This is a genomic window from Rhizobium phaseoli (genome assembly GCF_003985125.1).
Taxonomy (GTDB): domain Bacteria; phylum Pseudomonadota; class Alphaproteobacteria; order Rhizobiales; family Rhizobiaceae; genus Rhizobium; species Rhizobium phaseoli.
Map to the genome: position 1 here is coordinate 189,288 of NZ_ML133573.1, position 24,857 is coordinate 214,144.

A 24,857-nucleotide genomic window follows, 5' to 3' on the forward strand; every position below is an offset into this window, starting at 1 on the left:
CGAGTCGCAGGTTGAAGGCGAATGCGAGGCCGAACCGTCGAGCCCGGTCGGTCGGGGTTCTTATCGACGGGTCATCCTGTAGACCAGCAAATTATCCGTATCCACCAGCTTGGTTGCGGTCCTGTCCAGATAATCAATGACCCCGTGATGATGCTGGACGAACAGCCGGTCGTCGTCGTCGGTGGCGTTCTTGGCGACGCCAAACAGATCCGCGCCCTGCGCACGCAGTTCCTCGAGCTGCGCGATCGCGGTCGCGTCATCCGCGACGAATTTTGCCCATTCGCCATCGCCCCCGCCAGGCGGGAACACCCAGCCGCGCGCCCTGCTGTAATAGACTGCGACGGGATCGCCGACATCGGGTGCGACGGCGACGACCAGGTCGCCCGGTTGCGCCAAGCGCGCCAGCTCGTCGCCGAGCAGCTTTCCGTTCATGGCGATCGGCTTCTTCATCATCCTGACGAGGGGGAGCGTCGACCAGGCAAGCGCGACGGCGACGATGCAGATCAAGCGAAGCACGACCGCTGTCGTTGGAATGATTCTCGATGCAAGCGTTGCCAGAAGAAGTGCGCCGCGGCCGCAGAATATCGCGACCGGCACATGGAAGATGTGGAAGTTCCATACATTGCTGGTGATCTCGCCGGCTGCCGCCAGAAAAAGGATCACGGCCGCCGCCAGCCACACATAGGGAGTGACCCAAAGGGTGCGCTGCTGGGGGGCCTCCGGGGGGCTGGGCGGCATCCACAAGCCGATGGCGAACAGCGCCATGAACGGGTAGCCGTAGAACCAATAGACCGAGGTGTTCCATACGGATTTGAAGTAGAACCTGTTCTTGACATATGTCCAGAAGCCATGGTCCCAGATATAGCCGCCGCTGCCGGCGATATGAAACGGTGGATAGCTGCGGCCGAGATAAATTGCCCAGCTGAAATAAGCGCCGAGGATGGCCAGGCTCAAAAGCCCCGCCACGAAAACCCAGGCCGCCTGCTTTCTCTTCTTCTCTACGATCCAGCAGACCATCAGGTAGAAGATGACGGCGCCGGCAGCGATGCCCGGCGGCTTTGACAGCGCGCCGAGCGAGAAGCTGGCCGTGGCAAGCGGCAGGAGCCAGTTGCTACCCCCGGCCCAGAATTTGACGAACAGCCAGACACCAAGCGTGACCAAGGCCAGCATCGCGGGATCAGGAAGGAACGAGCTGTCGATCATGATCGTTGCCGGCATCAGCGCGTAGGCCAGCGCCGCCGCATGGGCATGCCTCTCACCCCAGCACAGCGCCGTCAGCCTGTGCAGCGAGAACACCGTCACCAGTCCGAAGAGGGCTGCAACCACGCGGCCGAACCAGTCGTGCCAGCCGAAGAGCTGATAGAGCAGGGCGGTGATATAGCTGACGATCTGGAACTCGCGGCCCTGATAGCTTGGTCCGGGCCCGGTCCAGCTGACCTCCGGAAAGAAGATGTTCCAGCTGCGCTCTCGGAAATTGTCGGCCATCATAGCCGTGCTTATTTCGCGCCAGCTGAAACCGTCGACCAGCGGCAAGGTGATCTTGTGGAACCTGAAGACGACCGCGATAAGCAGAATTCCAAGCAGGATCGCCGTGTCGAGGTTGAGGTAGCTGCGAGCAGCCGTTTCCCGGTCGATCGTCTCCTGCGGGTCCCGCCGACTTTCGGACCGATTCAATTCCAGCTCGTCCGGCGCGAGACGCAGTGGCGTGGAGGGCTTGCGGGGCGGCTTTGTCATGCCGGCAGTTCATCAGCAGCGGCTTAAAAAGCAACTCATCCAAATTGAGTATTGAGTCAAATTCCTCGTGCATCAATGGCAAGAGCCCCGTCTCGCCTGTATGGCGAAAGGATCAATAAGAATCATTGCCCCCATCACGCCTTTGCGCTTGAAATGCCGTCATACATTGGACATAGAGCTAACCGCAGAACTCCGGTCCCGGCTTTCTGCCAGTTTCAACCATTAGGACCGATATCATGGCCTTCCTTGCCGATGCTCTTTCCCGTGTGAAGCCTTCAGCCACCATCGCCGTCTCTCAGAAAGCGCGCGAGCTGAAAGCAAAAGGACGCGACGTCATCGGGCTAGGCGCCGGCGAGCCGGATTTCGATACGCCAGAGAACATCAAGAAGGCCGCCATCGACGCAATCAACCGCGGCGAGACGAAGTACACGCCGGTTTCCGGCATTCCCGAACTGCGCAAGGCGATCGCCGCCAAGTTCAAGCGCGAGAACGGTCTGGAATATTCCTGGGAGCAGACGATCGTCGGCACCGGCGGCAAGCAGATCCTGTTCAACGCCTTCATGGCGACGCTGAACCCCGGCGACGAAGTGGTTGTTCCGGCGCCCTATTGGGTTTCCTATCCCGAAATGGTGGCGCTCTGCGGCGGCACGCCGGTTTTCGTTTCCGCGACCCAGGAGCATAACTTCAAGCTCCAGGCCGCCGATCTCGAGAAGGCGATCACGCCGAAGACCAAGTGGTTCATCTTCAACTCGCCGTCCAACCCGACGGGGGCTGCCTATACGCATGCTGAGCTGAAGGCGCTGACCGACGTGCTGATGAAGCATCCGCATGTCTGGGTGCTGACCGACGACATGTACGAGCACCTGACCTATGGCGATTTCAAGTTCGTGACGCCTGTCGAAGTCGAACCCAAGCTTTACGACCGTACGCTGACGATGAACGGCGTCTCCAAGGCCTATGCCATGACCGGCTGGCGTATCGGCTATGCGGCGGGCCCGATCCAGCTCATCAAGGCGATGGACATGATCCAGGGCCAGCAGACTTCGGGCGCCACGTCGATCGCCCAGTGGGCGGCCGTCGAGGCGCTGAACGGCACGCAGGACTTCATTCCCGCCAACAAGAAGATCTTCGAGGGCCGCCGCGATCTCGTCGTGTCCATGCTGAACCAGGCCAAGGGCATCGTCTGCCCGGTTCCGGAAGGCGCTTTCTACGTCTACCCCTCCTGCAAGGGCCTGATCGGCAAGACCGCACCCTCCGGCAAGGTGATCGAGACGGATGAGGATTTCGTCTCCGAGCTTCTGGAATCGGAAGGTGTGGCCGTCGTTCACGGTTCGGCCTTCGGCCTCGGTCCGAACTTCCGCATCTCCTACGCAACCTCGGAGGACTTGCTCGAGGAAGCCTGCCGCCGCATCCAGCGCTTCTGCGGCGCCTGCAAGTAAGCCGGTTGCGATGGCATTGATCGAAAGCCCACCGGCGACGGCGGGCTTTTTTGTTTGCGCGTTGGCGATGCAGCTGTAGGCTCACATCCTGATTCAAGAGTTTGCGGCATCGATTCCGCTTTGCCTCGCAAGTCGTTGAAATCCGATTCAAATCGTGACGGGGAGCGCCGGCTGCGCCGGTCATCTCAGGTTGCGGGCGGCCGCCAAACCAACTAGATATCCCGGCATCAAGTTCAAGCTGCCGCTTTCGGAGACCGGATTTTGCAACAGAGTGCCGTCATCGTCTGTTCTGACGTTAACATGCTGCCGGCTGCCTGCTGCACCCTGCTTTCCGTCAAGCGCAATCTGGTCGCGGCCGGCGTAGAGTTCCTGCTTCTCGGCATCGACCTGAAGCCGAACGACGTCGCTAAGGTCGAAAATTTCGCGCGCCTGCATGGCATGACGATCAAGGTACTGCCTTATGCGACGCCGGATACGGCGCGCCAGGCGCGCGGCCGTTGGTCGGCGGCCACGTTGGCGCGGCTCTATATGGATCTGCAAATTCCCGAGAATATCGAGCGCCTGCTTTACCTCGACGCCGACGTGCTTGCGGTGGCGTCCGTCGACGAGCTCTTTGCGCGGGACTTCCAGGGCAAGGCGCTTGCCGCGGTCGATGACTATGTCATGGCCTTCCCGGAGAAAGCCGGCGCGCGGCAGCGCAAGATCGGCATGAGCGAGGGCGGGCGCTACTTCAACGCCGGCGTATTGTTATTCGACTGGTCGGTCTGCCGGGCGAAGGGGCTTTTTGCCAGGACCCGGGAAATCTTCGAGGATCGCTCGCATCTGTTTGAGAACAACGACCAGGATGCGCTGAACGTGACATTCGACGGCGACTGGCTGGTGCTCGATCCGCGCTGGAATACGCAAACGGGATTGCTGCCCTTCATCGCCCGGCCGGCGATCCTTCATTTCACCGGCCGCAAGAAACCGTGGCAGGCGACCGTTCCCTGGGTGCACCGGCGGATGGCCGAGCGTTATGCCGAGGATCTCCGCGACACGTCGTGGGCCTCCTTCTGCAGGCAGCCGTCGGCGGCGGGCCGAGTTGCCGGTTTCATCTCGCATGTGGGAAAGCAGATCGGCGGGCTGACGCGGCTTGCGCGGATGCGCGCCTATTTCAGCAACAGCTAGTGACGCGCCCCGAGCGCATCGTCCTTGGAAAGTGCATGTGAGCCGATGGAATCAATTCCGAGCGATACCACTACGGCCGCCGAAGATGGCGGATTGAATCTGTTGACACCGGAAGCGTGGACGGCGCTGCTGTCGCGCTATTCCCACATCGTGCTTGTGGCGAATAGCGAAGCGGTCGATTTCGAACGGCTGCGAAGCGAACTGCCGGAGACGGCGCTCTACGTCTTCTTCAACAATGTCTACAAGGTGCTCGACGAGCCCTTCGCCGGACATGCGGTGCTGGTTGCCCGCAGCGGCGTGATGGGCGCCAATATCGTCCACCGGCGCGAGGTGGGCGATGTTCTGCGCTTCTTTGCCGGCGATGACTTCCGGGGTGTCATCAATCTTCGCGTCTCCCCGGAGGAAAACTTCAGCGAAGAAAGCCGCTTCAACGGCGCCAAGGCCCGCCACCTCGATCTGACGCAAATGCTTGGCGATCTCTACCCGACGGGCAAAATCGCCACCAGCGGCTTTGCGATGGCGCTCTGGCTCGCCGAGCTGCAACTGCCGGGCAAGATCCTGCTTGCCGGCTTTTCGGCCAAGAGAAGCGAGAAATGGAAGGTCTTCGACGTGCATGATTGGACGTTCGAGCAGATCTTCCTGCGTCTCTTTGCCAGAATGGGCTCGATCTCGATGATGGGCGGCGTCGATGCCAGCCCCTATTCGGCGCTGGCCAAAAGATTTCCTGACGTCCCGCCGATCGAGATCGCGATGACGGCGGCCGAAGTCTTGTCCGAGCGGCTCCACAATGCCAACGGCCAGATCGACAGGCTGATGTCGGTCACCAAATCCATTCGCGCCATCGAAAATTTCTTCCGGCGCTTCAAGCCGAAAACCCGTAAAGAGCGCTTCCTCGAAAAGTCGAAGGGGTGAGCTGCTTCTTCAAAGCCCCAGCGCCGTCAGCATGACGAAGGTGGAAAACAGGATGAAATGCGTCATGCCCTCGATGGCGTTGGTCTCGCCGTCGTTGAGATTGATTGCCGCGGCAATCAGCGTGATCGTGACCATCACCGTCTGCACCGGGGTCATCGCCATGATGAAGGGCTGGCCGGTGTAGAGCGCGATGGCCTCCATGACGGGCACCGTCAGGATCACCGTCGAGAGCGAGGCGCCCATGGCGATGTTGACCGTCGCCTGCATGCGGTTCTTCAATGCCGCCCTCAAGGCGGTCAGGATCTCGGGCGCGGCCGAAATCGCCGCGACGACGACGGCGGTCACGGCGATCGGGGCGCCGCTATCGCGCAGGCCCTCAGCCATAAACGCCGACATGAACTCCGCCAGCAGGCCGATGATGACGACGCCCGCAAGGATGGTCACGATCGAGACCGCGGTCGACGCCTCAATGTCGTGTTCGCGGTGACTTTCCTTCTTCCGCTCGGAGCGCGGATAGCTGTAACTGAAGAAATAGCTGTGCTGGCCGACCTGCATGCGCAGGAAGAGGCCGTAAAGCGCAATCATCGCGACGATGGTGAAGGCGGAATAATAGTGCCACTTATCTCTCGGCACGAATTCCGGCACGATCATCGAAATGCCCATGGCGGTGAGGATCATCACGCCGTAGGTCTTGCCCGAATTGTCATTATAGGGCTGCTCGCCGTGCTTGAGGCCGCCGAGCAGAGCGGCGAGACCGAGAATGCCGTTGATGTCGAGCATCAAGGCCGAATAGATCGTATCTCGCACCAGCGTCGGAGAACTCTCGCCCGTCATCATGATGGCGAGGATGATCACTTCGACGGCGAGGGCCGAAAGCGTGAGGATCATCGTGCCATAGGGATCGCCGACCTTGATAGCGAGCAGTTCGGCATGATGGGCGACGCGGATCGAGGCAAGCACGATGGTGCCGACCAGGGCTGCGGCGGCGAGCAGCGCGACACCGCGTCCCATTTCGATCACTGCGTGTTCCAGGAGATAGGCGATCATCGCAGCGGCAAGCGCCGCGATCAGGTACTTTTCGTTTTTAAAGCGTGAAGCGATGCCCAAATCCCGGCTCCCGTTCCGATCTATGCCTCTTAACTAAGTCACTGATTCCGGATGGGTAGCACGCCACGGCACTCTGCTATTTGCAGTCTTCGGCGTTTAATGGAATACTGAACGCCATCGGGGCCGGAAAGCAGATCGCGGCGTCCTCGTATTCTCGTCAAGCGGCCGCGATGATCCGGATCCTGTCCGGAAGCGTGCGAATGCGCAACAGAAAGATGAGGAGACGGATGCATGATCAAGGTGGTCTACGAAGTCGTGCCGCATGACGGCGGCTGGGCCTACAGACTGGGTGGCGTCTATTCCGAAGCGTTTCCGAGCCATGCCGAGGCACTCGAAGCTGCGCGTATCGTCGCGGCCGAACAGCAGGTCGGCGGCGATTCCGCCGAGATCAGCTGGCAGGACGAAAACGGCAAGTGGCATGAGGAATACGCCGAGGGCGGAGACCGGCCGGAAACGGAAGTGGTAGACGGCCTGTGGCAGGATCGCGCAGCCGGGGCCCCGCATGGCGCGTGACGCTAAGCATTGCCCTCCAATGCCCGCGCAACGATCGTATCGACAAATTCACGCTTCTGCGCGGTATAGCGATCGCCGTCCGTCCTGAACTCGGCTGCCAGTTTGCGTTTGAGCGCGGCATACTCGCTCGCCGACTCCGGATGCGCGATGAGATAATCCCGGAAAGCCAGCCTGTTTCGATGTGTGCCGTTGCCGGCCGGGCAAAGGTAGACCCGCTCCGCTGGTACCGAACCTCTCGATAAAAATGCCCAGACCTCGTCGTCATAGCGATTGCCGCGCGGTTCATAGCCTTCCGCCAGAAGCACCGCGGTGGCATCTGCGATATGCTCGAGGCCGGGAAGGACGATGTCGATATCGATGAGAGGCTTGGCGATCATGCCCGGTATCGATGTGCTGCCGATATGATCGATGAAGAGCGCCTGCGGCAGCCAGGTGAACAACCGGCTGCGGATGCGCTGGAAATGCGCCGGCCATTGCGGATCGTAAGGCACCAGTTCAACCCGACTGTGAGGTGTCATTCTTATCCTGTGAGAGCAATTTCAGCAAAATGGTGATGTGGTTCGTGTCAGGAACCGCCTGAAAAACAATGGTATAAAGTGATACGCATCCGGTAGAGACGGACTGCCGGACCCCTTGAATTGTGCATGATTCTTTTCGGAAATCGATTCCGATTTTGTGACTATCCGCTAGAGTATGGTGCCGAAAGTGTGAGCGGTTTTCGGACGACATCATGCTCTCACTCTTTAATTCAGAACAGGATTCAGATTTCAGGCCGACCGGGCCCAAAATCATCCTGTTCTAGTCGAATACCGGTAGTAATCCTGCAGGCCGTTGACCAGCGCGTCGAAAGTAACGCGGCAGCGTGGCGAGGATTTCAAGCTCTCATGCATCGCCACCCAGGTGCCGAGCGGGATGTTGAAAGCCTCGGCCAGGAGGTGCACGAGATCGGGATTCTCCCGTGCAAGCCCGATCTGGCAGAGGCCGATACCGACGCCGGCGCGGATCGCGGCAAGCTGGGCAAGATTGCTGTCGGTCCTGTAGGCGAATTTGATCCCATCGGGCACCGGATAGCGCTTCATCACCAGGCGGACATAGGCCGTCTGCCGGTCAAAGCCGATAAGCCGATGATTGGCGAGGTCAGCCACGCTTTGCGGAGCGCCATATCGTTCGAGATAGCGGCGATGGGCGTGGAAGCCGAGCGGAATATCGCCGATGCGGCGCACGACGAGCGCATCCTGCTGCGGTTCGGCCATGCGCACGGCAATATCGGCCTCGCGGTTCACCAGATCCTCGATCGCATCGGAAGCCGAAAGCTCGATCTGGAGCTCGGGATGGGCGTCCTGTAACGGACCGAGAATGCCAGGCAGCACTTCGACGGCGATAACCTCGCTGGCGCTGATCCTGATCGTTCCGGCGACGCGCTCGCGTTGGCTGGATGCGGTCCGCAAAAGCGCGGCGGTGGTTGCCGCCAGCGTCTCGGCATAAGGCTTCAGCGCCAGTGCTGCGTCGGTCGGCAGCAGACCGTTCGGCGATCGGGTGAAGAGCTCGGCGCCGATCGCCAGTTCCAGGGCATCGACATGGCGGCCTATAGTCGGCTGGGTCAACCCCAGCTCGCGGGCGGCGGCCGACAGCGATCCGTGCTGGAGCACGTTGAGAAAACTGCGATAGAAATCCCAGCTCGGCTCGGGGTTCATATATTTGTGTATATCCTGTCCACTTATTTCGTCAATTTCGTTTATCTGAGAGCGGGAGCATATTCATTGCATGCGATCGAAGGAGATGCATGTAATGAGCAAAGAGATGAACATGACCGCCCTTGTTCTCGGCGCCACCGGCGGGATTGGCGGCGCGGTTGCGCGAAAGCTGCTGGCGCGTGGCTGGCGGCTCCGCGCGCTGAACCGTGATGCGGAACGGGCGATGCGGAACGAGCCGGCTTTCGAATGGGTGCAGGGCGATGCGATGAATGCCGGCGACGTCCTGAAGGCGGCCGAAGGCGTCGGGCTGATTGTCCATGCCGTCAACCCGCCGGGGTACCGCGACTGGGACAAGCTGGTGCTGCCGATGCTCGACAATAGCATTGCCGCTGCTCGCGCTTTCGGCGCACGCATCGTGCTGCCCGGCAACGTCTATAATTTCGGTCCCGATGCCCTGCCGATGCCGACGGAGGAGAGCCCGCAGCATCCAGTGACCAGGAAGGGCGCCATCCGGGTCGAGATGGAGGAACGGCTGAAGGCGGCGACGCAAGCCGGCATCGGCGTCATCATCGTCCGCGCCGGCGATTTCTTCGGTCCGGGCGCCACCGCCAACAGCTGGTTTTCATCCGGCCTGGTGACGCCGGGCAAGCCGGTCGGCACGATCAAAAACCCCGGACGGCGCGGCGTCGGTCATCAGTGGACCTACTTGCCCGACATGGCGGAAACCATGGCGCAGCTCATCGAATGGGCCGATCGACTGCCGTCCTTTGCCGTCTATCATATGGACGGCTTCTGGGACGCCGACGGCATGCAGATGGCAGAAGCGATCAGACGCGTTGCCGGCGGTAAGGCGAAGATCGGGCGTTTTCCCTGGTGGATCGTGCCGCTCGCCGCGCCCTTTCTCCCGATGATGCGGGAGATCAAAGAGATGCGCTATCTGTGGAAGGTGCCGCTCAGGATGAGCAACGCCAAGCTCAGCGCTGAACTGGGCAATGAGCCGCAGACGCCGATCGACGAAGCGGTGAGGGCGTCACTCATCGCGCTCGGCTGCCTGTCCGAGCCACATCTCGCTACGACGACCGCCTTCAGCAGCCATTCGCTGCAGAAGGCGAATTAAGCCGCAAGTTCGGAAAGGGCGAGCCGGGCGACCGTCAAGGCCGTCTCGGCCTGCTCGACGTTCGGATCGCCGAGGAACCAAGCGGCGGAAAGGCCGGAATAGGCTGCGATCCACCGCAAAAGCCGCTTCGGCTCCAGCCGAGCCTCTGCCGAGACGACGGCGAGCTGGCGGCGGAAACGAGCCGGATCGGTGATGGTTGGCAGTTCCTCGTTGGCAAAGATATTGGCGAAATCGAAGCCGCGCTCGCCATGAAGGCGCTTCGGATCAATCGCCAGCCAACCGCGCGACTCGAAGTCGAGAATGTTTCCGTGGTGAATGTCGCCATGAAGGACGGTGACGTCGCGCAGATCGGCAAGCAGGGTGTCGGCAATCGACCAGCAATCGGTCAGCGTGCCGCCGTGTTTTTTTGCTGCCGGTTCCAGGTCGCGGAACCAGCGGGTGAGGGGTATTGGATCGGGAAGTGGCTTTTGGCGCGGCGCATGCAGCCTTGCTGCCGTCCGGCAGAGGATACGGCTTGCCTCGTCGTCTTCGCCATTCATCGCCATGGCAAGCAGCGTGCGTTTACCCGTCGCCCGTTCCAGAAGCACGGCGTCGCCCTCATGAGCGTAGACATGGGCGGCACCGTCGCCGTCCCACCATTGCATCAGCAGCGCGCCATATCGTTCGTCTTTGTCGGTCGCCACCTTCAGCATGGCGGGCCTATCCCGCCAGCGGACCGGCAGCAGGCGGCTCGAATGGGTGAGGATCGGCTCGCCGTCGGATATGAGCGACCAGAGATCGAGATAAGGAGCGAACATTGGGACACCGTACAAAGATGCAGCGGAAATGCAAATCCCGCCTCTCGGCGGGATTTGCAATTCGCATCCTGTAGGCTCAGGCGACTTTTTCGAGAGTGGGATAGTCGAGATAGCCCTTGGCGGTGCCGCCGTAGAAGGTCGACTGGTCCGGCGTGTTGAGCGGCAAGTTCCTTGCCAGCCGTTCGACGAGGTCGGGATTGGCGATGAAGGGCTTGCCGAAGGCGACGAGATCGGCGCGGCCGCTTGCGACGGCATCGGCCGCTAGGTCGCGGTCATAGCCGTTATTGACCATCCAGTTGGCCTTGCCGCCCGCCGTTTCATAGGCCTGGCGCAGCGCCTTGTAGTCGAAGGGCGGATTGTCGCCCTGCTTATAATCACGGTCGCCGCCGGTCTGGCCTTCGATGACGTGGATGTAGGCGAGGTCGTATTTGGCCAATCCCTCCACTACATGGGCGAAGGTCGCCTGCGGGTTGGAATCGTAGCTTTCGCCCGAGGGGGTCACCGGTGAAATGCGGATCGCGGTACGGCCGGCACCGACTTCGCTGACGACGGCATCCACGACTTCAAAGGCGAGCCGCGTGCGGTTCTCGATCGAGCCGCCATATTGGTCGGTGCGGTCATTGACGCCGTCACGAATGAACTGGTCGAGCAGATAGCCGTTGGCGCCATGGATTTCGACACCGTCAAAGCCGGCGTCGATGGCGGCGCGGGCAGCCTTGCGGTAATCCTCGACGATGCCAGGGATTTCGGCGGTTTCGAGCGCACGCGGTTCGGAGGTATCGGCGAAGCTGCCGCTGCCGTCGGGGTTGACCAGATAGGTCTTGGCCTTGGCGACGCGATTGGTCGAGGAGACCGGCTTGCCGCCATCCGGCTGCAGCGTCGTGTGCGAGATGCGGCCGACATGCCACATCTGAACGACGATCTTGCCGCCGGCGGCGTGAACGGCGTCGGTCACACGCTTCCAGCCTTCGAGCGCTTCCCTGCTATAAAGACCGGGCACGTCGGCATAACCCTGGCCTTGATGGGTGATCGCAGTCGCCTCGGTGATGATCAGGCCTGCCGTGGCGCGCTGGCGGTAATATTCGACGTTAAGGTCGTTGGGGATCGCGCCCGGCGAGCGGTTGCGGGTGAGGGGCGCCATGACGATGCGGTTCTTGACGGTGATGTCGCCAACCTTGGTGGGTTCGAAAAGCTTGGCCATGATGATCCTTTCTTTGCGGGAGGTTCACTCGCCAGGGGCAGGGCGGGCCCGGCCCCGGGCGGAGAGATGGTCGAGCGCCGTTGCGTCAAGGCCGATCAGGGCCGTCAGGGCTGCGGCGGGCATTTTACAAATCCTGTGTCAGCTGCTTGAGGAAGGCTGCGATGGTGTCTTCGTTGCGCTTGTAGAAGATCCACTGTCCCACGCGTTTGGTGGTGACGAGACCGGCGCGGTGCAGTGTCCCGAGATGGGCCGAAACCGTCGACTGCGACAGGCCGCACCGTTCGAACTGGCTGGCGCAGACCCCCATTTCGAAGGGATGTTCCTGCGTGAGGAAATGTTCCTCGGGATTTTTCAGCCAGCTCAGAATGGCCATCCGGGTCGGATGCGCGAGCGCCTTGATGATCTCGTCTTTGTCCATCGCAGTTTGCCGATCTATAAATCGTATTTTCTCGATATATGGATCGATACTGGGCGATATGCAAATCACGGAGACGTGAGGTGCAGCCTGCTACGGGGTGCGCAAAATTTGGGCAAAAAAAGAGGGCCACCGGAAAACCAGGGCCCTTATAATTGTGAAGGTCAAAAACCTCCAGAGGGGAACAGCTAATGCGGTGGTACTGGGAGAGAAACCACGAAATGCATCAGCTGAGAGGGATATGGTGCTTCCTTAGGCAGGTTTCAATGCTTTTTTGTGCATGCCTGCTATGCGCCGCACAATTTTTTTGCGACGCAGCATTGTCCCAGACGGCAAGGCAAAAAAAGAGGGCCGCTGGAAAACCAGGGCCCTTATAAGTGTGAAGGTCAAAAACCTCCAGAGGGGAACAGCTAATGCGGTGGAACTGGGAGGAAAAGCCACCATGTGCATCAGCTATGTGCGATATGGTGGTTTAATGGGCAAACGGCAACCCACATTTGCGCATGCCAGTCATGCACTCTCTGCATAGTATGGAAAACATTCCATAAATCTGGCTTAAAAGTTCCAGTTTCTGGCCTTGCTGACGATAAAATCGCGGAAGGCTTTCAGCTTGGCGGCGTTCTTGATCTCGTCGGGATAGCAAAAATAGGTGTCGAAGGAGGGGACGTCGGCATTGATCGCCAGCTGAATCAGGCCTGGATCGCGTCCGACGATGTAATCCGGCAGGCAGGCGACGCCGATGCCGAGCAGGCAGGCGCGCTTGATCGAGGTCTGGCTGTTGATCTGCAGATGCGGGATGCGTTTGTTGTCGGACGAACGGCCGGCGACTTCGAGCCAGTTGACGTCGAGCAGGTAGCTCGGCGCCGGCTCGCCGAAGGTGATGATGCGGTGGTTGTCGAGATCTTCGATCTTCTGCGGCTCACCGTGGCGGTTGATGTAGGAGGGAGCGGCATAGACGTGCATGTGCACGGTGAAGAGCTTGCGCTGAATGAGGTCGGACTGCTGCGGCTGACGCAGGCGGATGGCGCAGTCGGCATGGCGCATGTTCACATCGACTTCCTCGTTGTCGAGGATCAGCTGGATCTGCACATCGGGATAAAGCTGCAGGAATTCCTGGATCTTGTCGGTCAGCCAGCCCTGGCCGAGGCCGACGGTCGTCGTCACCCGCAGCTTGCCGGACGGGGTTTCCGTCGTCTCGGTGAGCTGCATCTTGACCGTTTCGAGCTTCAGCAGCACGTCATGGGCGGTGCGGTATAGCAGTTCGCCCTGTTCCGTCAGGATCAGGCCGCGGGCATGGCGGTGAAACAGCTTGGTGCCGACATCCTGCTCCAGCGCACTCACCTGGCGGCTGATGGCGGATTGGGACAGATGCAGCTTATCCGCCGCATGCGTGAACGAACCCGCTTCGGCAGCTGCGTGAAAAATGCGCAGCTTGTCCCAATCCAGTGGCATTCCCCCGCCTCTCATGCCGATCTTACTCCGCGGCCACGGCGACGGGCATGTGGCCCGTCAGGTATCGCTCGGCTTCGAGCGCTGCCATGCAGCCCATGCCGGCGGCGGTGACGGCCTGACGGAACGTGTCGTCGGTCACGTCGCCGGCGGCATAGACACCCTCGAGGCTGGTCGCGGTCGAATCCGGCGCGGTCCAGAGATAGCCGTTGTCCTTCAGCTTCAGCTTGTCCTTGAAGAGTTCGGTCGCCGGTGCGTGGCCGATGGCAACGAAGACGCCGTCGATCGGCATCTCGGTGATCGCGCCGGTTCTGACGTCACGCAGGCGGGCGCCCGAGACCGATTGCGGCATCGGGGGCTTGGCCGCCGTGCCGGTGATTTCGGCCACTTCGGTGTTCCACAGCACCTTGACGTTTTCCCTCGCGAACAGGCGTTCCTGCAGGATTTTCTCGGCGCGGAAGGTGTCGCGGCGGTGTACCAATGTGACCGACTTGGCGATGTTGGAGAGATAGAGCGCCTCTTCGACAGCGCTGTTGCCGCCGCCGACGACGATCACATCCTTGTTGCGATAGAAGAAGCCGTCGCAGGTGGCGCAGGCCGAAACACCGAAGCCCTGGAAATGCTGTTCGCTTTCGATGCCGAGCCATTTGGCCTTGGCGCCGGTGGCGATGATCAGCGTGTCTGCTGTCCAGACCTGACCGCTGTCGGTGCGGGCGACGAAGGGACGCTGGTTCATGTCGACTTCGGTGACGAGGTCGCTGACGATCTCGGCGCCGACATGTTTTGCCTGCTGCAGCATCTGCTCCATCAGCCAGGGACCCTGGATCGGATCGGCAAAGCCCGGATAATTCTCGACATCGGTGGTGATCATCAGCTGGCCGCCTTGTTCGAGACCGGCGATCAGCACCGGTTTCAGCATGGCGCGCGCGGCATAGACCGCGGCGGTATAGCCTGCGGGTCCGGAACCGATGATGAGCACCTTGGTATGGCGGGCGGGCATGTCATTTCCTTTCGACTGGCAGGAGGGCGGCGGCTAAATAGCGATTGCGGCCGTTTCGCGGTCCATGCGCCATTTATGAACGACCAATGCTTTTATTCAAGGGCAGCCTTGCGTTACCAACAAGGCAAATCACCCCGTTGTGCAAGAATCCGTCATCATCGTGAAACTTTCTTGCGTATTCCGCGGCTTTATATAGAAGCTCGCCGCGGAGAATTAAAGAAAGGCCATGATGTGGGTCGCACCGAACTCGACGTCATCGACATAAAGATCCTCCGCGAGCTGCAGGCCGACGGCCGCATGACCAATGTCGAGCTCGCCGACCGCGTCGGTATTTCGGCGCCGCCCTGCCTGCGCCGGGTGCGCAAGCTCGAGGAAGCCGGCATCATCGAAGGCTATCACGCCATGTTGAACAGCCCGAAACTCGGCTTCGATCTGGTCGCCTTCTGCATGGTCGGGCTCAAGCATCAGTCGGAAGGCAATCTCAAGGCCTTTGCTGCCGCCACCACCGAATGGCCGCTGGTGCGCCAGGCCTGGATGGTTTCGGGCGACAGCGATTTCCTGCTGCATTGCGTGGCGGAGAATCTGACCCACTTCCAGGATTTCGTCATCGAGGTGCTGACGGCGAACGAACATGTCGACACCGTGCGCACCATGCTGACGATCCGGCAGGTGAAGAAGCTTGGGCTTGTGGAAGTCTGAGCTATTTGCGCGAGGCATAACCACCGCGGTTGATGCCGTGGCGCTGGAGCTTGTCGTAGAACGTCTTTCTCGGAATGCCGAGCGCTTCGATGGTGCGGCGCACGTCGCCGTCATTGCTGGCGAGCGCGTCACGGATGATTTCCGCTTCGTAGCGCTCCAGCCGGTCGGGCAGCGTCCCGCCGGTCGACTGGGGGGAAGGGGATGGCGCTCCGCCGCCCTCGACGCCAAGCACCACGCGTTCGGCATAATGGGAGAGTTCGCGGACGTTGCCGGGCCAGGAATGCGAGGCAAGATGGCGGCGAACCGCCTCCGAAAGCTGCGGCACCTCGCGGCGGAAACGCTGGGCGGCGCGGGCGGCAAAGTGGGAAAACAGCAGCGGAATATCGTCGCGACGTTCCCTCAGCGGCGGAATCGAAATCGTCACGACATTCAGCCGGTAATAGAGGTCCTCGCGAAAATCGCCACGCACCTCGGGATCGCCAAGGTCAATCTTGGCGGCCGCGACGACGCGCAGGTCGACCGGGCGCACCTCGTTGGTGCCGAGCGGGGTGATTTCGCGCATCTCCAGCACCCTCAGCATCTTGACCTGCGTGGCGACAGGCATGCTTTCGATCTCGTCGAGGAACAGCGTGCCGCCGCTTGCATGTTCGATGCGGCCCATGCGGCGCTTCTGGGCGCCGGTAAAGGCGCCGGCCTCGTGGCCGAACAGCTCGCTTTCGATGACGGTTTCGGGCAGCGCCCCGCAGTTCAGCGCCACGAAATTGCCCTTCCGGCGATGGCTCCACTGATGCAGGATCTGGGCGACCACTTCCTTGCCGCTGCCGGTTTCGCCGGCGACCAGCACATCGACATCGGTATCGGCAATGTGGCGAAGGATCTTCCTGAGATTGTCCATGACCGGCGTCTGGCCGATCAGCGGCAAGGTCTCCTGTGCCTCGTCGGCCGCCTTGCGCAGCATCCGGTTTTCCAGAACGAGCCGACGTTTTTCGCTGGCGCGGCGCACGCTTTGGACGAGCCGGTCGGCCGGGAAGGGTTTGGCGATGAAATCATAGGCGCCGTCCTGGATGGCCTGGACGGCCATCGGGATATCGCCGTGGCCGGTCATCAGTATCACCGGCAAGTCGGCATCCATGTCCTTGAGCATCGTGAAGAGCTGCAGCCCGTCGATCTCCGGCATGCGGATGTCGGTGACGACGGGGCCGGCAAAGTCGGCCGCCAGCTCGTCCAGCGCCGCTTTGGCGCCGTCATAGGCGAAAACGGCGAAGCCGGCGAGCTCCAGCGTCTGGGTGGTGGCGCGGCGCAGATCGCCGTCATCGTCGATCAAAGCAACGGGTATGGCCATGTCCATGATCTCAAGCCTTCCTCAGATGAACGATGAAGCGGCTCCCGTCGCCATCGCTTTCAACTTCCATCCGGCCGCCGTAATCGCCGACGATATCCTTGGAGATGACAAGCCCGAGGCCGAGACCTTTTTCCTTCGAGGTGTTGAACGGCGTGAACAGGCCCTTGCGGATTTCGGGCGAAATGCCGGGGCCGTTGTCGGCAACCGTCAGCGCTACTGTCTCCGCATCGGCCGATGTCCTGACCTCGACGCGCCCCGCTTCGGCCTTCGGCGCCACGGCCTCCAGCGCGTTCTGCAGCAGGTTGATGAGCACCTGCTCGAGACGGATCCTGCTGCCCATGACCTGCAGCTCGGCGGGCGGCAGCTCGATGTCGAGCGTATCCATGCGGCCGGCAAAACGGCTGCGCAGCAGCATCACCGCCCCCTCGATGACGTCCTTCAAGCCCGTTGGTTCGGCGCTGCCGCGGCCCTTGCGGGCGAAGCTCTTCAACTCCTCGGTGATCGAGCCTATGCGCTCCGTCAGGGCGGCGATATTTTGAAGATTTTCACCGGCCGGCGCCGTCTGGCCGCGGTCGAGGAAAGTGCGGGCATTGTCCGCATAGGCGCGGATGGTCGCCACCGGCTGATTGATCTCATGAGCGACACCGGCGGCAATCTGGCCCAGGATCGCCAGCCGATTGGCCTGCACCAGATCCTGCTGCACCGCCTGCAGCTTCTGCTCGGTGCTGCGATGACCGGCGATCTCGGCCTGCAGACGATCCCGCGCCTGGCTGAGATCCAGCGTCCGCTCGGCCACGCGCTGTTCCAGTTCTTCCCGCGCCTGCTGCTCGCTGAAAATTCTCAGGGTGATCGTCTGGCGGCGGCGCAAGAGGAAGGCTGACCCCGCCAGGAGCGGCAAAAGCAAGAGCAGCGCCAGCATGCGCGTTTCGCGGACCGCCGCATCGACGGACGGCCCCAATGCAACAAGATGCTGCAGATTCCAGCCGGTTGCAGGGATCGGCATCCCAACCTCGAGGAAGCTGGTCTTTCCGGCGCCGCCGGGCATGACGATCTCGACGACAGCAAGCCGGTCGTCAAGGCGCCTGATGATATCAAGCGGCAGCGGCTGAAGTGGCGCGTCGCCGAATTGAAGGCTCTCGCGGATCGCGGTCAGCCGATCCTCGGCAATGCGGCCGATCGTCATGAACCGCCAAGAGGGAACGCTGGTGATGAGGACAATGCCGCGATCGTCGATGACGTAGGACGGGGCGCCCGAGGCGTTCCAATCCGCCTCGACATCGTCGAATTCCACCTTGACGACGACGACGCCCAGGAGACCGTCACTGCCTGATATCCGCTCGGAAATATAAAGACCGGGCTTCTTGCTGACGGTGCCGAGCGCGAAATGCTCGGCCTGCCCTTGAGCGACAGCGCCCTGAAAATACTCGCGGAAGCGATAGTCGTTGCCGACGAAGCTCGTCGGTTCACGCCAGTTGCTCGCCGAAACCGCGATACCATCCTTGTCGATGACGTAGATGACGGCGGCCTTCGTACCGGCGGCCAGCGTCTCAAGCTTCCGGTTCAACTGCTCGAACGTGCCGGCATCGCGTCCCGCCAGGGCGGCGGCGAGCGCGGTATCTTGCGACAGCACAAAGGGCAGCGCCCGGTATTTTTCGAGGACGGTGCGCAGCAGCGCCACGTTCATCCTCGCATCGGTGCGGGCTTGTTCCTCCAGGGCCGCTTCCGCCCGGCGCCGGCCGACCTCGCCACTCGCCAAGAGACTGCCGGCGACGGCCGAAAGGGCGAGCACCGCATAGGCCCACCACATCCGGCGAATGCGGTGGTGCAAGGGCAGGGAGGGCCAAAGCCTTTGCGAGACTGACAAGGACATGGCGGATTTGTGCATTTTTCCGCACGTGACGCAAATGGATTTGTGTGGGTTTTCGCATCGTCAGGATAGGTAGTTGGCCCGTCAGATATTTTTTCTGACATATAAACAATGGATTAGGCGGATGGCGCGAAACTGGCACGGCGATTGCGAAGAACAGCGCAACAACGGCTGAGCTGTTGGATTGAAGCGAACGGCTCGGGAGGCCGGAGTTCGTTCCGGGCGAGCCCTTAGGAGGACATCATGATCGCAGCACCACTCGATGCAGTCGCAGACAGCAAGGGCAGGAAGCCCTTTTATTCTCATCTTTATGTTCAGGTTCTCGCCGCCATCGCGGCGGGTATCCTTCTCGGCCATTTCTATCCCGAGCTCGGCACGCAGCTGAAGCCGCTCGGCGATGCCTTCATCAAGCTCGTCAAGATGGTAATCGCACCGGTCATCTTCCTGACGGTGGCGACCGGCATTGCCGGCATGAGCGACCTGAAGAAGGTCGGCCGCGTCGCCGGCAAGGCGATGCTGTACTTCCTGACGTTCTCGACGCTGGCGCTGGTGATCGGCATGATCGTCGCCAATGTCGTCCAGCCCGGCGCCGGCATGAACATCGATCCGGCTTCGCTCGACCCGAAGGCCGTTGCCACCTTTGCCGATAAGGCGCATGAGCAGAGCATCGTCGGCTTCCTGACGAATATCATCCCGACGACGATCGTCGGCGCCTTTGCCGACGGCGACATTCTGCAGGTGCTGTTCTTCTCGGTGCTCTTCGGCATCGCGCTCGCCATGGTCGGCGAAAAGGGCGAGCAGGTTGTCAATTTCCTCAACGCCCTGACGGCTCCGGTCTTCAAGCTCGTCGCCATTCTGATGAAGGCTGCGCCCATAGGCGCCTTTGGCGCCATGGCCTTCACCATCGGCAAGTATGGCGTCGGATCGATCGCCAACCTCGCCATGCTGATCGGCACGTTCTACATCACGTCGCTGCTCTTCGTCTTCATCGTGCTCGGCGCGGTCGCCCGCTACAACGGCTTCTCGATCGTGGCGCTGCTGCGCTACATCAAGGAAGAGCTCTTGCTGGTGCTCGGCACTTCGTCCTCGGAAGCCGCCCTTCCGGGCCTGATGAACAAGATGGAAAAGGCCGGCTGCAAGCGCTCGGTCGTCGGCCTCGTCATTCCGACTGGCTATTCCTTCAACCTCGACGGCACCAACATCTACATGACGCTGGCAGCCCTCTTCATCGCCCAGGCAACCGGCATCAATCTCTCCTGGGGCGACCAGATCCTGCTGCTGCTGGTGGCAATGCTGAGCTCCAAGGGTGCCGCTGGCATCACCGGTGCCGGCTTCATCACCCTTGCCGCGACGCTCTCCGTCGTGCCGTCGGTGCCGGTCGCCGGCATGGCGCTCATCCTCGGCATCGACCGCTTCATGTCGGAGTGCCGCGCGCTGACCAACCTCGTCGGCAATGCCGTGGCGACGATCGTCGTGGCGCGCTGGGAAAACGAGCTGGATACGGCGCAGCTTGCCAGAGCCCTGGGCGGCCAGGCAGAAGAGGGCGCTCCGGCGGCTGGGCTGCAACCGGCCGAATAAACCCCCGATTGTTGATAATCTTTGCAGCGGCCCGTTCTACAACGGGCCGTTCGCTTATTGATGATTTCGTTCTCTATTCGTCGTCATCCTCGGCCTTGTGCCGAGGATCTGCTGCCCTATCGACCCGAGGCAGATGCTCGGGACAAGCCCGAGCATGACGGAGGAGGGGGTGGCCGTCCGTTTCAACAGGCCGCTTCTCGTTCCGCTCAGCCGCGATTGCCGCCGAGAAGGCGATCGTAAACGGCGCCGATGGCGGTTGCTTCCTTTTCCAGGGCGAAATTCGCCCTGACGTGGCGCAGCGCGTTCTCACCATGGGCAATCGCGAGCGCGGGATCGGCGATATAGGGCGCGATTGCCCGCGTCAGCGCCTCACCGTCGCCGGCGGCAACGACCGAGCCGGTTTCGCCTTCGGCAATGAGTTCGGCATAGGCGCCGGCGTCCGAGGCCACCACCGCGGTGCGCGAAGCCATGGCTTCGAGCGGCGTCAGGCCGAAACCCTCGTTGCGGGAAGGGGCGACGTAAAGCGTCAGGCGGCGATACCAGACCTTGATATCGGGCACTTCGCCAAGGAAGAGGATGCGATCGCCGAGACCTGCGGCGGCGACATCGGCCTTCAGCTTATCGCCGAACGCCACGTGCTCCGCCGTTACCCGGCCGGAAACAACGGCTGTCCATTCGGGGTGCCGTGGCAAGAGTTCGATCATCGCCTCGACGAAGAGATCGGTGCCCTTCTGATGGCGCACGCGACCGAAACAGCCGACAAGATAGCGGCCGGGCAGACCGGTCGCGGCAATGCCGTCTTCCGCCGTTTCCGGCGGGCGGAACAAGGATAGATCGACCCCATGCTGGATGACCGTGTGCGGCACCTCGAGGAAGGAGCCGGAACGGTCGCTGGTTGCAATCACCGCGTCCATGCGGCGGATCAGCCATTTCGTGTAGGCGGTGTGACGGCGTTGCGCGGCCGAGGTGAAGATGAGTTTCAGCGGCATGCGCAGGAGATGGCGGAGCAGGATGCCGACGGCCATCTCATTGTTGCGGCGAGCGTGCCAGACGCGATGGCGCCGGCGCGCCGGCCTGCGCCACAGACCAGGAAGTTGTGACCATCTCAGTTTCGGCAGGCCTTCCGGCAGGCCGGGGCCGAGCGTTGCAATCCTCATGCCGAGCCGGATCTGGCATGGGATGAGCTGGACGATGGTCGACGTGACGCCGGAGAGCCGGCGCTTGAAATTGGGCGCGATGATCTCGACGTCACGCATATCAGGCAAGGGATAGGTCTCGTGTCTGGCGGGCAATCAGCCCCAGGAAACCTGGAGGATTTCGTAGGCCTTGGAGCCGCCGGGGGCATTGACCTCGATGGAATCGCCGACTTCCTTGCCGATCAGCGCGCGGGCGATCGGGGAGGAAATGGAGATGCGGCCGGCTTTGACGTCGGCTTCCTGGTCGCCGACGATCTGGTAGGTCTTTTCTTCCTCGGTGTCCTCGTCGACGAGCTTCACCTTGGCGCCGAACTTGATCTTGTCGCCGGACATCTTCGTGAGGTCGATGACCTCGGCGCGCGCCGTCAGGTCTTCCAGCTCGGTGATGCGGCCTTCATTGTGGCTCTGGGCTTCCTTGGCGGCGTGGTATTCGGCGTTTTCGGAAAGGTCGCCATGAGCACGGGCTTCGGCGATCGCCTCGATGATTCGCGGGCGCTCCTCCTGTTGACGCCAGCGCAGCTCTTCCTGCAGCTTGACGAAACCACCCTGTGTCATCGGTACCTTATCAACCATTTTTCTGTCCTTCATTCCCTGTGGCCGCCGGCCCTTGCTCCGCGCAGTCGGGTACACACAAAAGAAAACAGGTCCCGAAGGGGAGCTTCGGAACCGTGCCACAATCCTAGTTACGTGCTTATAGCAGATCGCCAAGGTCGATTTCCAGAAAATTCGCATAAACGAAAGGTGCACCCTGCGAGATCGGCTGCTGCGCCGGAAAACGGGCAGAGGCGAGAGTGGCCGGCTTGACTTACGGCGCTGGAACATATAGTGAACATAGGGATGAAGAAGTCGCTTGCAGAACGCTTGGCCATTCTTTCCGACGCCGCCAAATATGACGCTTCCTGCGCTTCCAGCGGCACGGTGAAACGCGATTCGAGCACCAGCGGCGGACTCGGTTCAACCGAGGGATCGGGCATCTGCCATGCTTATGCGCCGGATGGCCGGTGCATTTCGCTCCTGAAGATCCTGCTGACGAATTTCTGCATCTACGACTGCGCTTATTGCGTCAATCGCTCGTCGAGCAATGTCGAACGGGCGCGCTTCACGCCTGAAGAGGTGATCTGGCTGACGCTGGAATTCTATCGCCGCAATTACATCGAAGGTCTCTTTCTTTCCTCCGGCATCATTCGCTCGTCCGATTACACGATGGAAGAGATGGTTCGTATCGTCCGCGAATTGCGGGTCACCCATAATTTTCGTGGTTATATCCATCTGAAATCGATCCCCGAGGCGGCGCCGCGGCTGATCGAGGAGGCCGGGCTCTATGCCGACCGGCTGTCGCTCAACATCGAACTGCCGACGGACACCGGCATCACCCGCTTCGCGCCGGAGAAGAAACCGGCCAATATCCGGCGGTCAATGGGCGAGCTGAGACTGAAGATCGAGGCTGCCGACGAACCGACGCTGAAGAGCAAAAAACGCCAGCGCTTCGTCCCGGCCGGCCAGAGCACGCAGATGATCGTCGGCGCCGATGGCGCGAGTGATGCGACGATTTTGACGACCAGCGGCAGGCTTTACAGCAGCTACGGTCTCAAGCGCGTCTATTATTCCGCCTTCAGCCCGATACCGGATTCGTCGAAAAACCTGCCGCTGATCAAGCCGCCACTAATGCGCGAACACCGGCTTTATCAGGCGGACTGGCTCTATCGGTTCTACGGGTTCGGCATCGACGAGATCACCGCGAACCAAGCGGATGGCATGCTTGATCTGAACCTTGACCCGAAGCTGGCTTGGGCGCTTGCCAATCGAAGCGAATTTCCCGTCGATATCAACAAGGCTGAGCGTGAGCGGCTGTTGCGTGTGCCGGGTCTCGGCACCAAGACCGTCAAGGCAGTCATTTCGGCGCGCCGCTTTCGCCGCCTGCGGCTCGACGATCTCTCTCGGCTCGGCGTTTCGATCAAGAAGGTCCAATCCTTCATTTGCGCCGAAGGCTGGTCGCCGCGCCGGCTGATCGACAGGCCGGACCTCCGCGCCATGTTCGAGCCGCAGCCCGAACAATTGTCGTTGCTGTGATGCGCCGGGTCGTGCTCGCAGGACGCGGAGAGCTTGCCGAATGGCGCGATGCTGCACGCGCCTTGGCGGCCGCCGGCATCGTGCCCGGCGAGATCGACTGGCGCGAGAAAAGCGCGGAGGCCGATCTTTCCTTTCAGCGCGACGCCATGCCGCCGGCGCCGGCGGCATCACGCAAGCCGATGACAGTGCCGCCCGCCTTCATCGAGCTTGCCGAGACGGTCCTCTGTCACTCCGATCCGGCGCGGTTTGCGCTGCTTTACCGCCTGCTCTGGCGGCTGCAGCTGGACCGGCAGCTGCTCGAGGTGACCTCCGACGAGGATGTCGTGCGTGCCCGGCTGATGGCGAAAAACGTGCATCGCGACGCGCACAAGATGACGGCCTTCGTCCGCTTCAAGGAGGTCGGCGCGGTTTCCGCCGGGCGGCGAAAATTCATCGCCTGGTTCGAGCCGGACCACCACATCGTCCGGCGCACGGCACCCTTCTTCCAACGGCGTTTCACGGACATGGACTGGTTGATCGCCACACCCAAGGGGTCGGCCGCCTGGGACGGCGAGCGGCTGACGTTCAGCGACGAACCCTGCGAGAAGCTCAATCTTACCGATGTAACGGATGAGCTTTGGCGCACCTATTACGCCAGCATCTTCAATCCGGCGCGGGTGAAGCTGAAGGCCATGCAGGCGGAAATGCCGAAAAAATACTGGAAGAACCTGCCGGAAGCCGATCTCATTCCCGGCTTGATCGCATCGGCCGAAAGCAAGGTGCGGGAGATGGCCGCAAGGGAGGCAACGCAATCGCTGCCCTTTCACGACCGGCTGCAGCATGCGGCGCGCAACCGTACGAGAGAACCCGAAGCGCCGGCCGGCACGCTGGATGCCCTGCGCGCCGAGGCTGCCGTCTGCACCCGTTGTCCGCTTCACGCCAAGGCCACGCAAACCGTGTTCGGGGAGGGGCCGCGCGACGCGGCGGTGATGTTCGTCGGCGAGCAGCCGGGCGATCAGGAGGATATTGCAGGGCGCCCCTTCGTCGGCCCGGCCGGCCGGCTTTTCGATCAGGTCATGGCGGAGGCGGGCATCGACCGTTCGATGGTCTACGTCACCAACTCAGTTAAGCATTTCAAATACGAGCCGCGCGGCAAGCGGCGTATCCACCAGAAGCCCACTATCGGCGAGGTGAAGCATTGCCGCTGGTGGCTCGATCTGGAATTGGCGCTCGTCGAGCCGAAGCTGATCGTCGCCATGGGGGCGACGGCGCTTGCGGCGCTGACCGATGTGAAAGGCCGCCTGCAGGACGTCAGAGGAAAGGCGATGGCAATCGAAGGAGGGCGCACGCTCTTCGTGACGGCGCACCCGTCCTATCTGCTGCGCATTCCCGACGAGCGGTTGAAGGCGGAGGAGATGGCGCGCTTTCGTCAGGATATGTTGGAGATTCAGGGGCTTATGACGTCAGCCGGATAAATGGATTCCGCTTGAAGTCGCGTCACCGCTCATCGAGCGGTGACATTGTTCTTTGTTTTTTGCGCAATTCCGGAGGCAAAACCGCGGGCGCAGTTTGCTGGAATTG

The 24,857-nt window shown here is 61.5% G+C and carries 22 protein-coding genes; 9 read left to right on the plus strand and 13 right to left on the minus strand.

Features of this window, described 5'->3' with window-relative positions; translation table 11 throughout:
- Positions 1-60 precede the first annotated feature (60 nt).
- Positions 61-1,734, minus strand: coding sequence for an ArnT family glycosyltransferase (locus EFD56_RS17430; RefSeq protein ID WP_085742955.1), 1,674 nt, complete (start codon positions 1,732-1,734; stop codon positions 61-63).
- A gap of 236 nt (positions 1,735-1,970) precedes the next feature.
- Between EFD56_RS17430 and EFD56_RS17435 the strand changes: the two genes are divergently transcribed.
- The 3 genes from EFD56_RS17435 (at position 1,971) to EFD56_RS17445 (ending at position 5,252) form a co-directional block, all read left to right on the plus strand.
- Positions 1,971-3,173 carry a pyridoxal phosphate-dependent aminotransferase gene (locus EFD56_RS17435; protein ID WP_037140505.1) on the plus strand — a complete coding sequence of 401 codons (1,203 nt, stop codon included), beginning with the start codon at positions 1,971-1,973 and terminating at the stop codon, positions 3,171-3,173.
- A gap of 261 nt (positions 3,174-3,434) precedes the next feature.
- Entirely contained in the window at positions 3,435-4,340 is a 906-nt protein-coding gene (locus EFD56_RS17440) for a glycosyltransferase family 8 protein (protein ID WP_085742954.1), read from the plus strand.
- 45 nt (positions 4,341-4,385) lie between these two features.
- On the plus strand, positions 4,386-5,252 hold the full coding sequence (locus EFD56_RS17445; RefSeq protein ID WP_085742953.1) for a 3-deoxy-manno-octulosonate cytidylyltransferase: 867 nt from the start codon (positions 4,386-4,388) through the stop codon (positions 5,250-5,252).
- Positions 5,253-5,261: 9 nt separating this feature from the next.
- Here EFD56_RS17445 and EFD56_RS17450 read toward each other — a convergent pair whose 3' ends face one another.
- A complete protein-coding gene (locus tag EFD56_RS17450; protein WP_085742952.1) occupies positions 5,262-6,359 on the minus strand; it encodes a calcium:cation antiporter in 1,098 nt (365 codons plus the stop codon).
- 231 nt (positions 6,360-6,590) lie between these two features.
- Between EFD56_RS17450 and EFD56_RS17455 the strand changes: the two genes are divergently transcribed.
- Entirely contained in the window at positions 6,591-6,872 is a 282-nt protein-coding gene (locus EFD56_RS17455) for a DUF2188 domain-containing protein (RefSeq protein WP_004671042.1), read from the plus strand.
- A gap of 2 nt (positions 6,873-6,874) precedes the next feature.
- Here the strand turns inward: EFD56_RS17455 and EFD56_RS17460 are convergent, their stop codons facing one another.
- Together EFD56_RS17460 and EFD56_RS17465 are read right to left on the minus strand one after the other, a co-directional pair.
- The gene (locus tag EFD56_RS17460) at positions 6,875-7,390 is read right to left on the minus strand and encodes a GrpB family protein (RefSeq protein ID WP_010006345.1); all 516 of its coding nucleotides are present in this window, start codon (positions 7,388-7,390) and stop codon (positions 6,875-6,877) included.
- A gap of 270 nt (positions 7,391-7,660) precedes the next feature.
- Positions 7,661-8,566 (minus strand): LysR family transcriptional regulator, encoded by a 906-nt coding sequence (locus tag EFD56_RS17465; protein ID WP_085742951.1) that lies wholly within the window; start codon positions 8,564-8,566, stop codon positions 7,661-7,663.
- Between the two features lie 94 nt (positions 8,567-8,660).
- Here EFD56_RS17465 and EFD56_RS17470 point away from each other — a divergent pair, with 94 nt between their 5' ends.
- Positions 8,661-9,683: an NAD-dependent epimerase/dehydratase family protein gene (locus tag EFD56_RS17470; RefSeq protein WP_085742950.1), complete on the plus strand. Its 1,023-nt coding sequence runs from the start codon at positions 8,661-8,663 to the stop codon at positions 9,681-9,683.
- Here EFD56_RS17470 and EFD56_RS17475 read toward each other — a convergent pair.
- The 5 genes from EFD56_RS17475 to trxB form a co-directional block, all read right to left on the minus strand.
- On the minus strand, positions 9,680-10,480 hold the full coding sequence (locus EFD56_RS17475; RefSeq protein WP_085742949.1) for an aminoglycoside phosphotransferase family protein: 801 nt from the start codon (positions 10,478-10,480) through the stop codon (positions 9,680-9,682). The genes EFD56_RS17470 and EFD56_RS17475 overlap by 4 nt on opposite strands.
- 76 nt (positions 10,481-10,556) lie before the next feature.
- Complete coding sequence (locus tag EFD56_RS17480) at positions 10,557-11,681, minus strand: alkene reductase (protein ID WP_085742948.1); 1,125 nt, start codon at positions 11,679-11,681, stop codon at positions 10,557-10,559.
- Positions 11,682-11,805: 124 nt separating this feature from the next.
- The gene (locus EFD56_RS17485; RefSeq protein WP_004671028.1) at positions 11,806-12,099 is read right to left on the minus strand and encodes an ArsR/SmtB family transcription factor; all 294 of its coding nucleotides are present in this window, start codon (positions 12,097-12,099) and stop codon (positions 11,806-11,808) included.
- 552 nt (positions 12,100-12,651) lie between these two features.
- On the minus strand, positions 12,652-13,548 hold the full coding sequence (locus EFD56_RS17490; protein ID WP_004671024.1) for a LysR family transcriptional regulator VtlR: 897 nt from the start codon (positions 13,546-13,548) through the stop codon (positions 12,652-12,654).
- A 22-nt stretch (positions 13,549-13,570) separates the two neighbouring features.
- Complete coding sequence (gene trxB / locus EFD56_RS17495) at positions 13,571-14,545, minus strand: thioredoxin-disulfide reductase (RefSeq protein ID WP_004671020.1); 975 nt, start codon at positions 14,543-14,545, stop codon at positions 13,571-13,573.
- 231 nt (positions 14,546-14,776) lie between these two features.
- On the opposite strand from trxB, the gene EFD56_RS17500 reads away from it, so the two are divergent.
- The gene (locus tag EFD56_RS17500; RefSeq protein ID WP_009992419.1) at positions 14,777-15,244 is read left to right on the plus strand and encodes an Lrp/AsnC family transcriptional regulator; all 468 of its coding nucleotides are present in this window, start codon (positions 14,777-14,779) and stop codon (positions 15,242-15,244) included.
- Between the two features lies 1 nt (position 15,245).
- Here the strand turns inward: EFD56_RS17500 and EFD56_RS17505 are convergent, their stop codons facing one another.
- Positions 15,246-16,592 carry a sigma-54-dependent transcriptional regulator gene (locus EFD56_RS17505; RefSeq protein ID WP_126905883.1) on the minus strand — a complete coding sequence of 449 codons (1,347 nt, stop codon included), beginning with the start codon at positions 16,590-16,592 and terminating at the stop codon, positions 15,246-15,248.
- A 4-nt stretch (positions 16,593-16,596) separates the two neighbouring features.
- Entirely contained in the window at positions 16,597-18,471 is a 1,875-nt protein-coding gene (locus tag EFD56_RS17510; RefSeq protein WP_085742946.1) for an ATP-binding protein, read from the minus strand.
- Positions 18,472-18,696: 225 nt separating this feature from the next.
- Between EFD56_RS17510 and EFD56_RS17515 the strand changes: the two genes are divergently transcribed.
- Entirely contained in the window at positions 18,697-20,031 is a 1,335-nt protein-coding gene (locus tag EFD56_RS17515; protein WP_085742945.1) for a dicarboxylate/amino acid:cation symporter, read from the plus strand.
- 206 nt (positions 20,032-20,237) lie between these two features.
- Here the strand turns inward: EFD56_RS17515 and EFD56_RS17520 are convergent, their stop codons facing one another.
- Together EFD56_RS17520 and greA are read right to left on the minus strand one after the other, a co-directional pair.
- Positions 20,238-21,296 (minus strand): glycosyltransferase family 4 protein, encoded by a 1,059-nt coding sequence (locus EFD56_RS17520; protein ID WP_085743676.1) that lies wholly within the window; start codon positions 21,294-21,296, stop codon positions 20,238-20,240.
- A 27-nt stretch (positions 21,297-21,323) separates the two neighbouring features.
- The gene (greA, locus tag EFD56_RS17525; RefSeq protein ID WP_004672775.1) at positions 21,324-21,800 is read right to left on the minus strand and encodes a transcription elongation factor GreA; all 477 of its coding nucleotides are present in this window, start codon (positions 21,798-21,800) and stop codon (positions 21,324-21,326) included.
- 264 nt (positions 21,801-22,064) lie between these two features.
- Between greA and EFD56_RS17530 the strand changes: the two genes are divergently transcribed.
- Positions 22,065-23,297: a putative DNA modification/repair radical SAM protein gene (locus tag EFD56_RS17530; protein ID WP_085742944.1), complete on the plus strand. Its 1,233-nt coding sequence runs from the start codon at positions 22,065-22,067 to the stop codon at positions 23,295-23,297.
- A complete protein-coding gene (locus tag EFD56_RS17535; RefSeq protein ID WP_085742943.1) occupies positions 23,297-24,751 on the plus strand; it encodes a UdgX family uracil-DNA binding protein in 1,455 nt (484 codons plus the stop codon). Before EFD56_RS17530 ends, EFD56_RS17535 begins: the two co-directional genes overlap by 1 nt.
- The last annotated feature ends 106 nt before the right edge of the window (positions 24,752-24,857 follow it).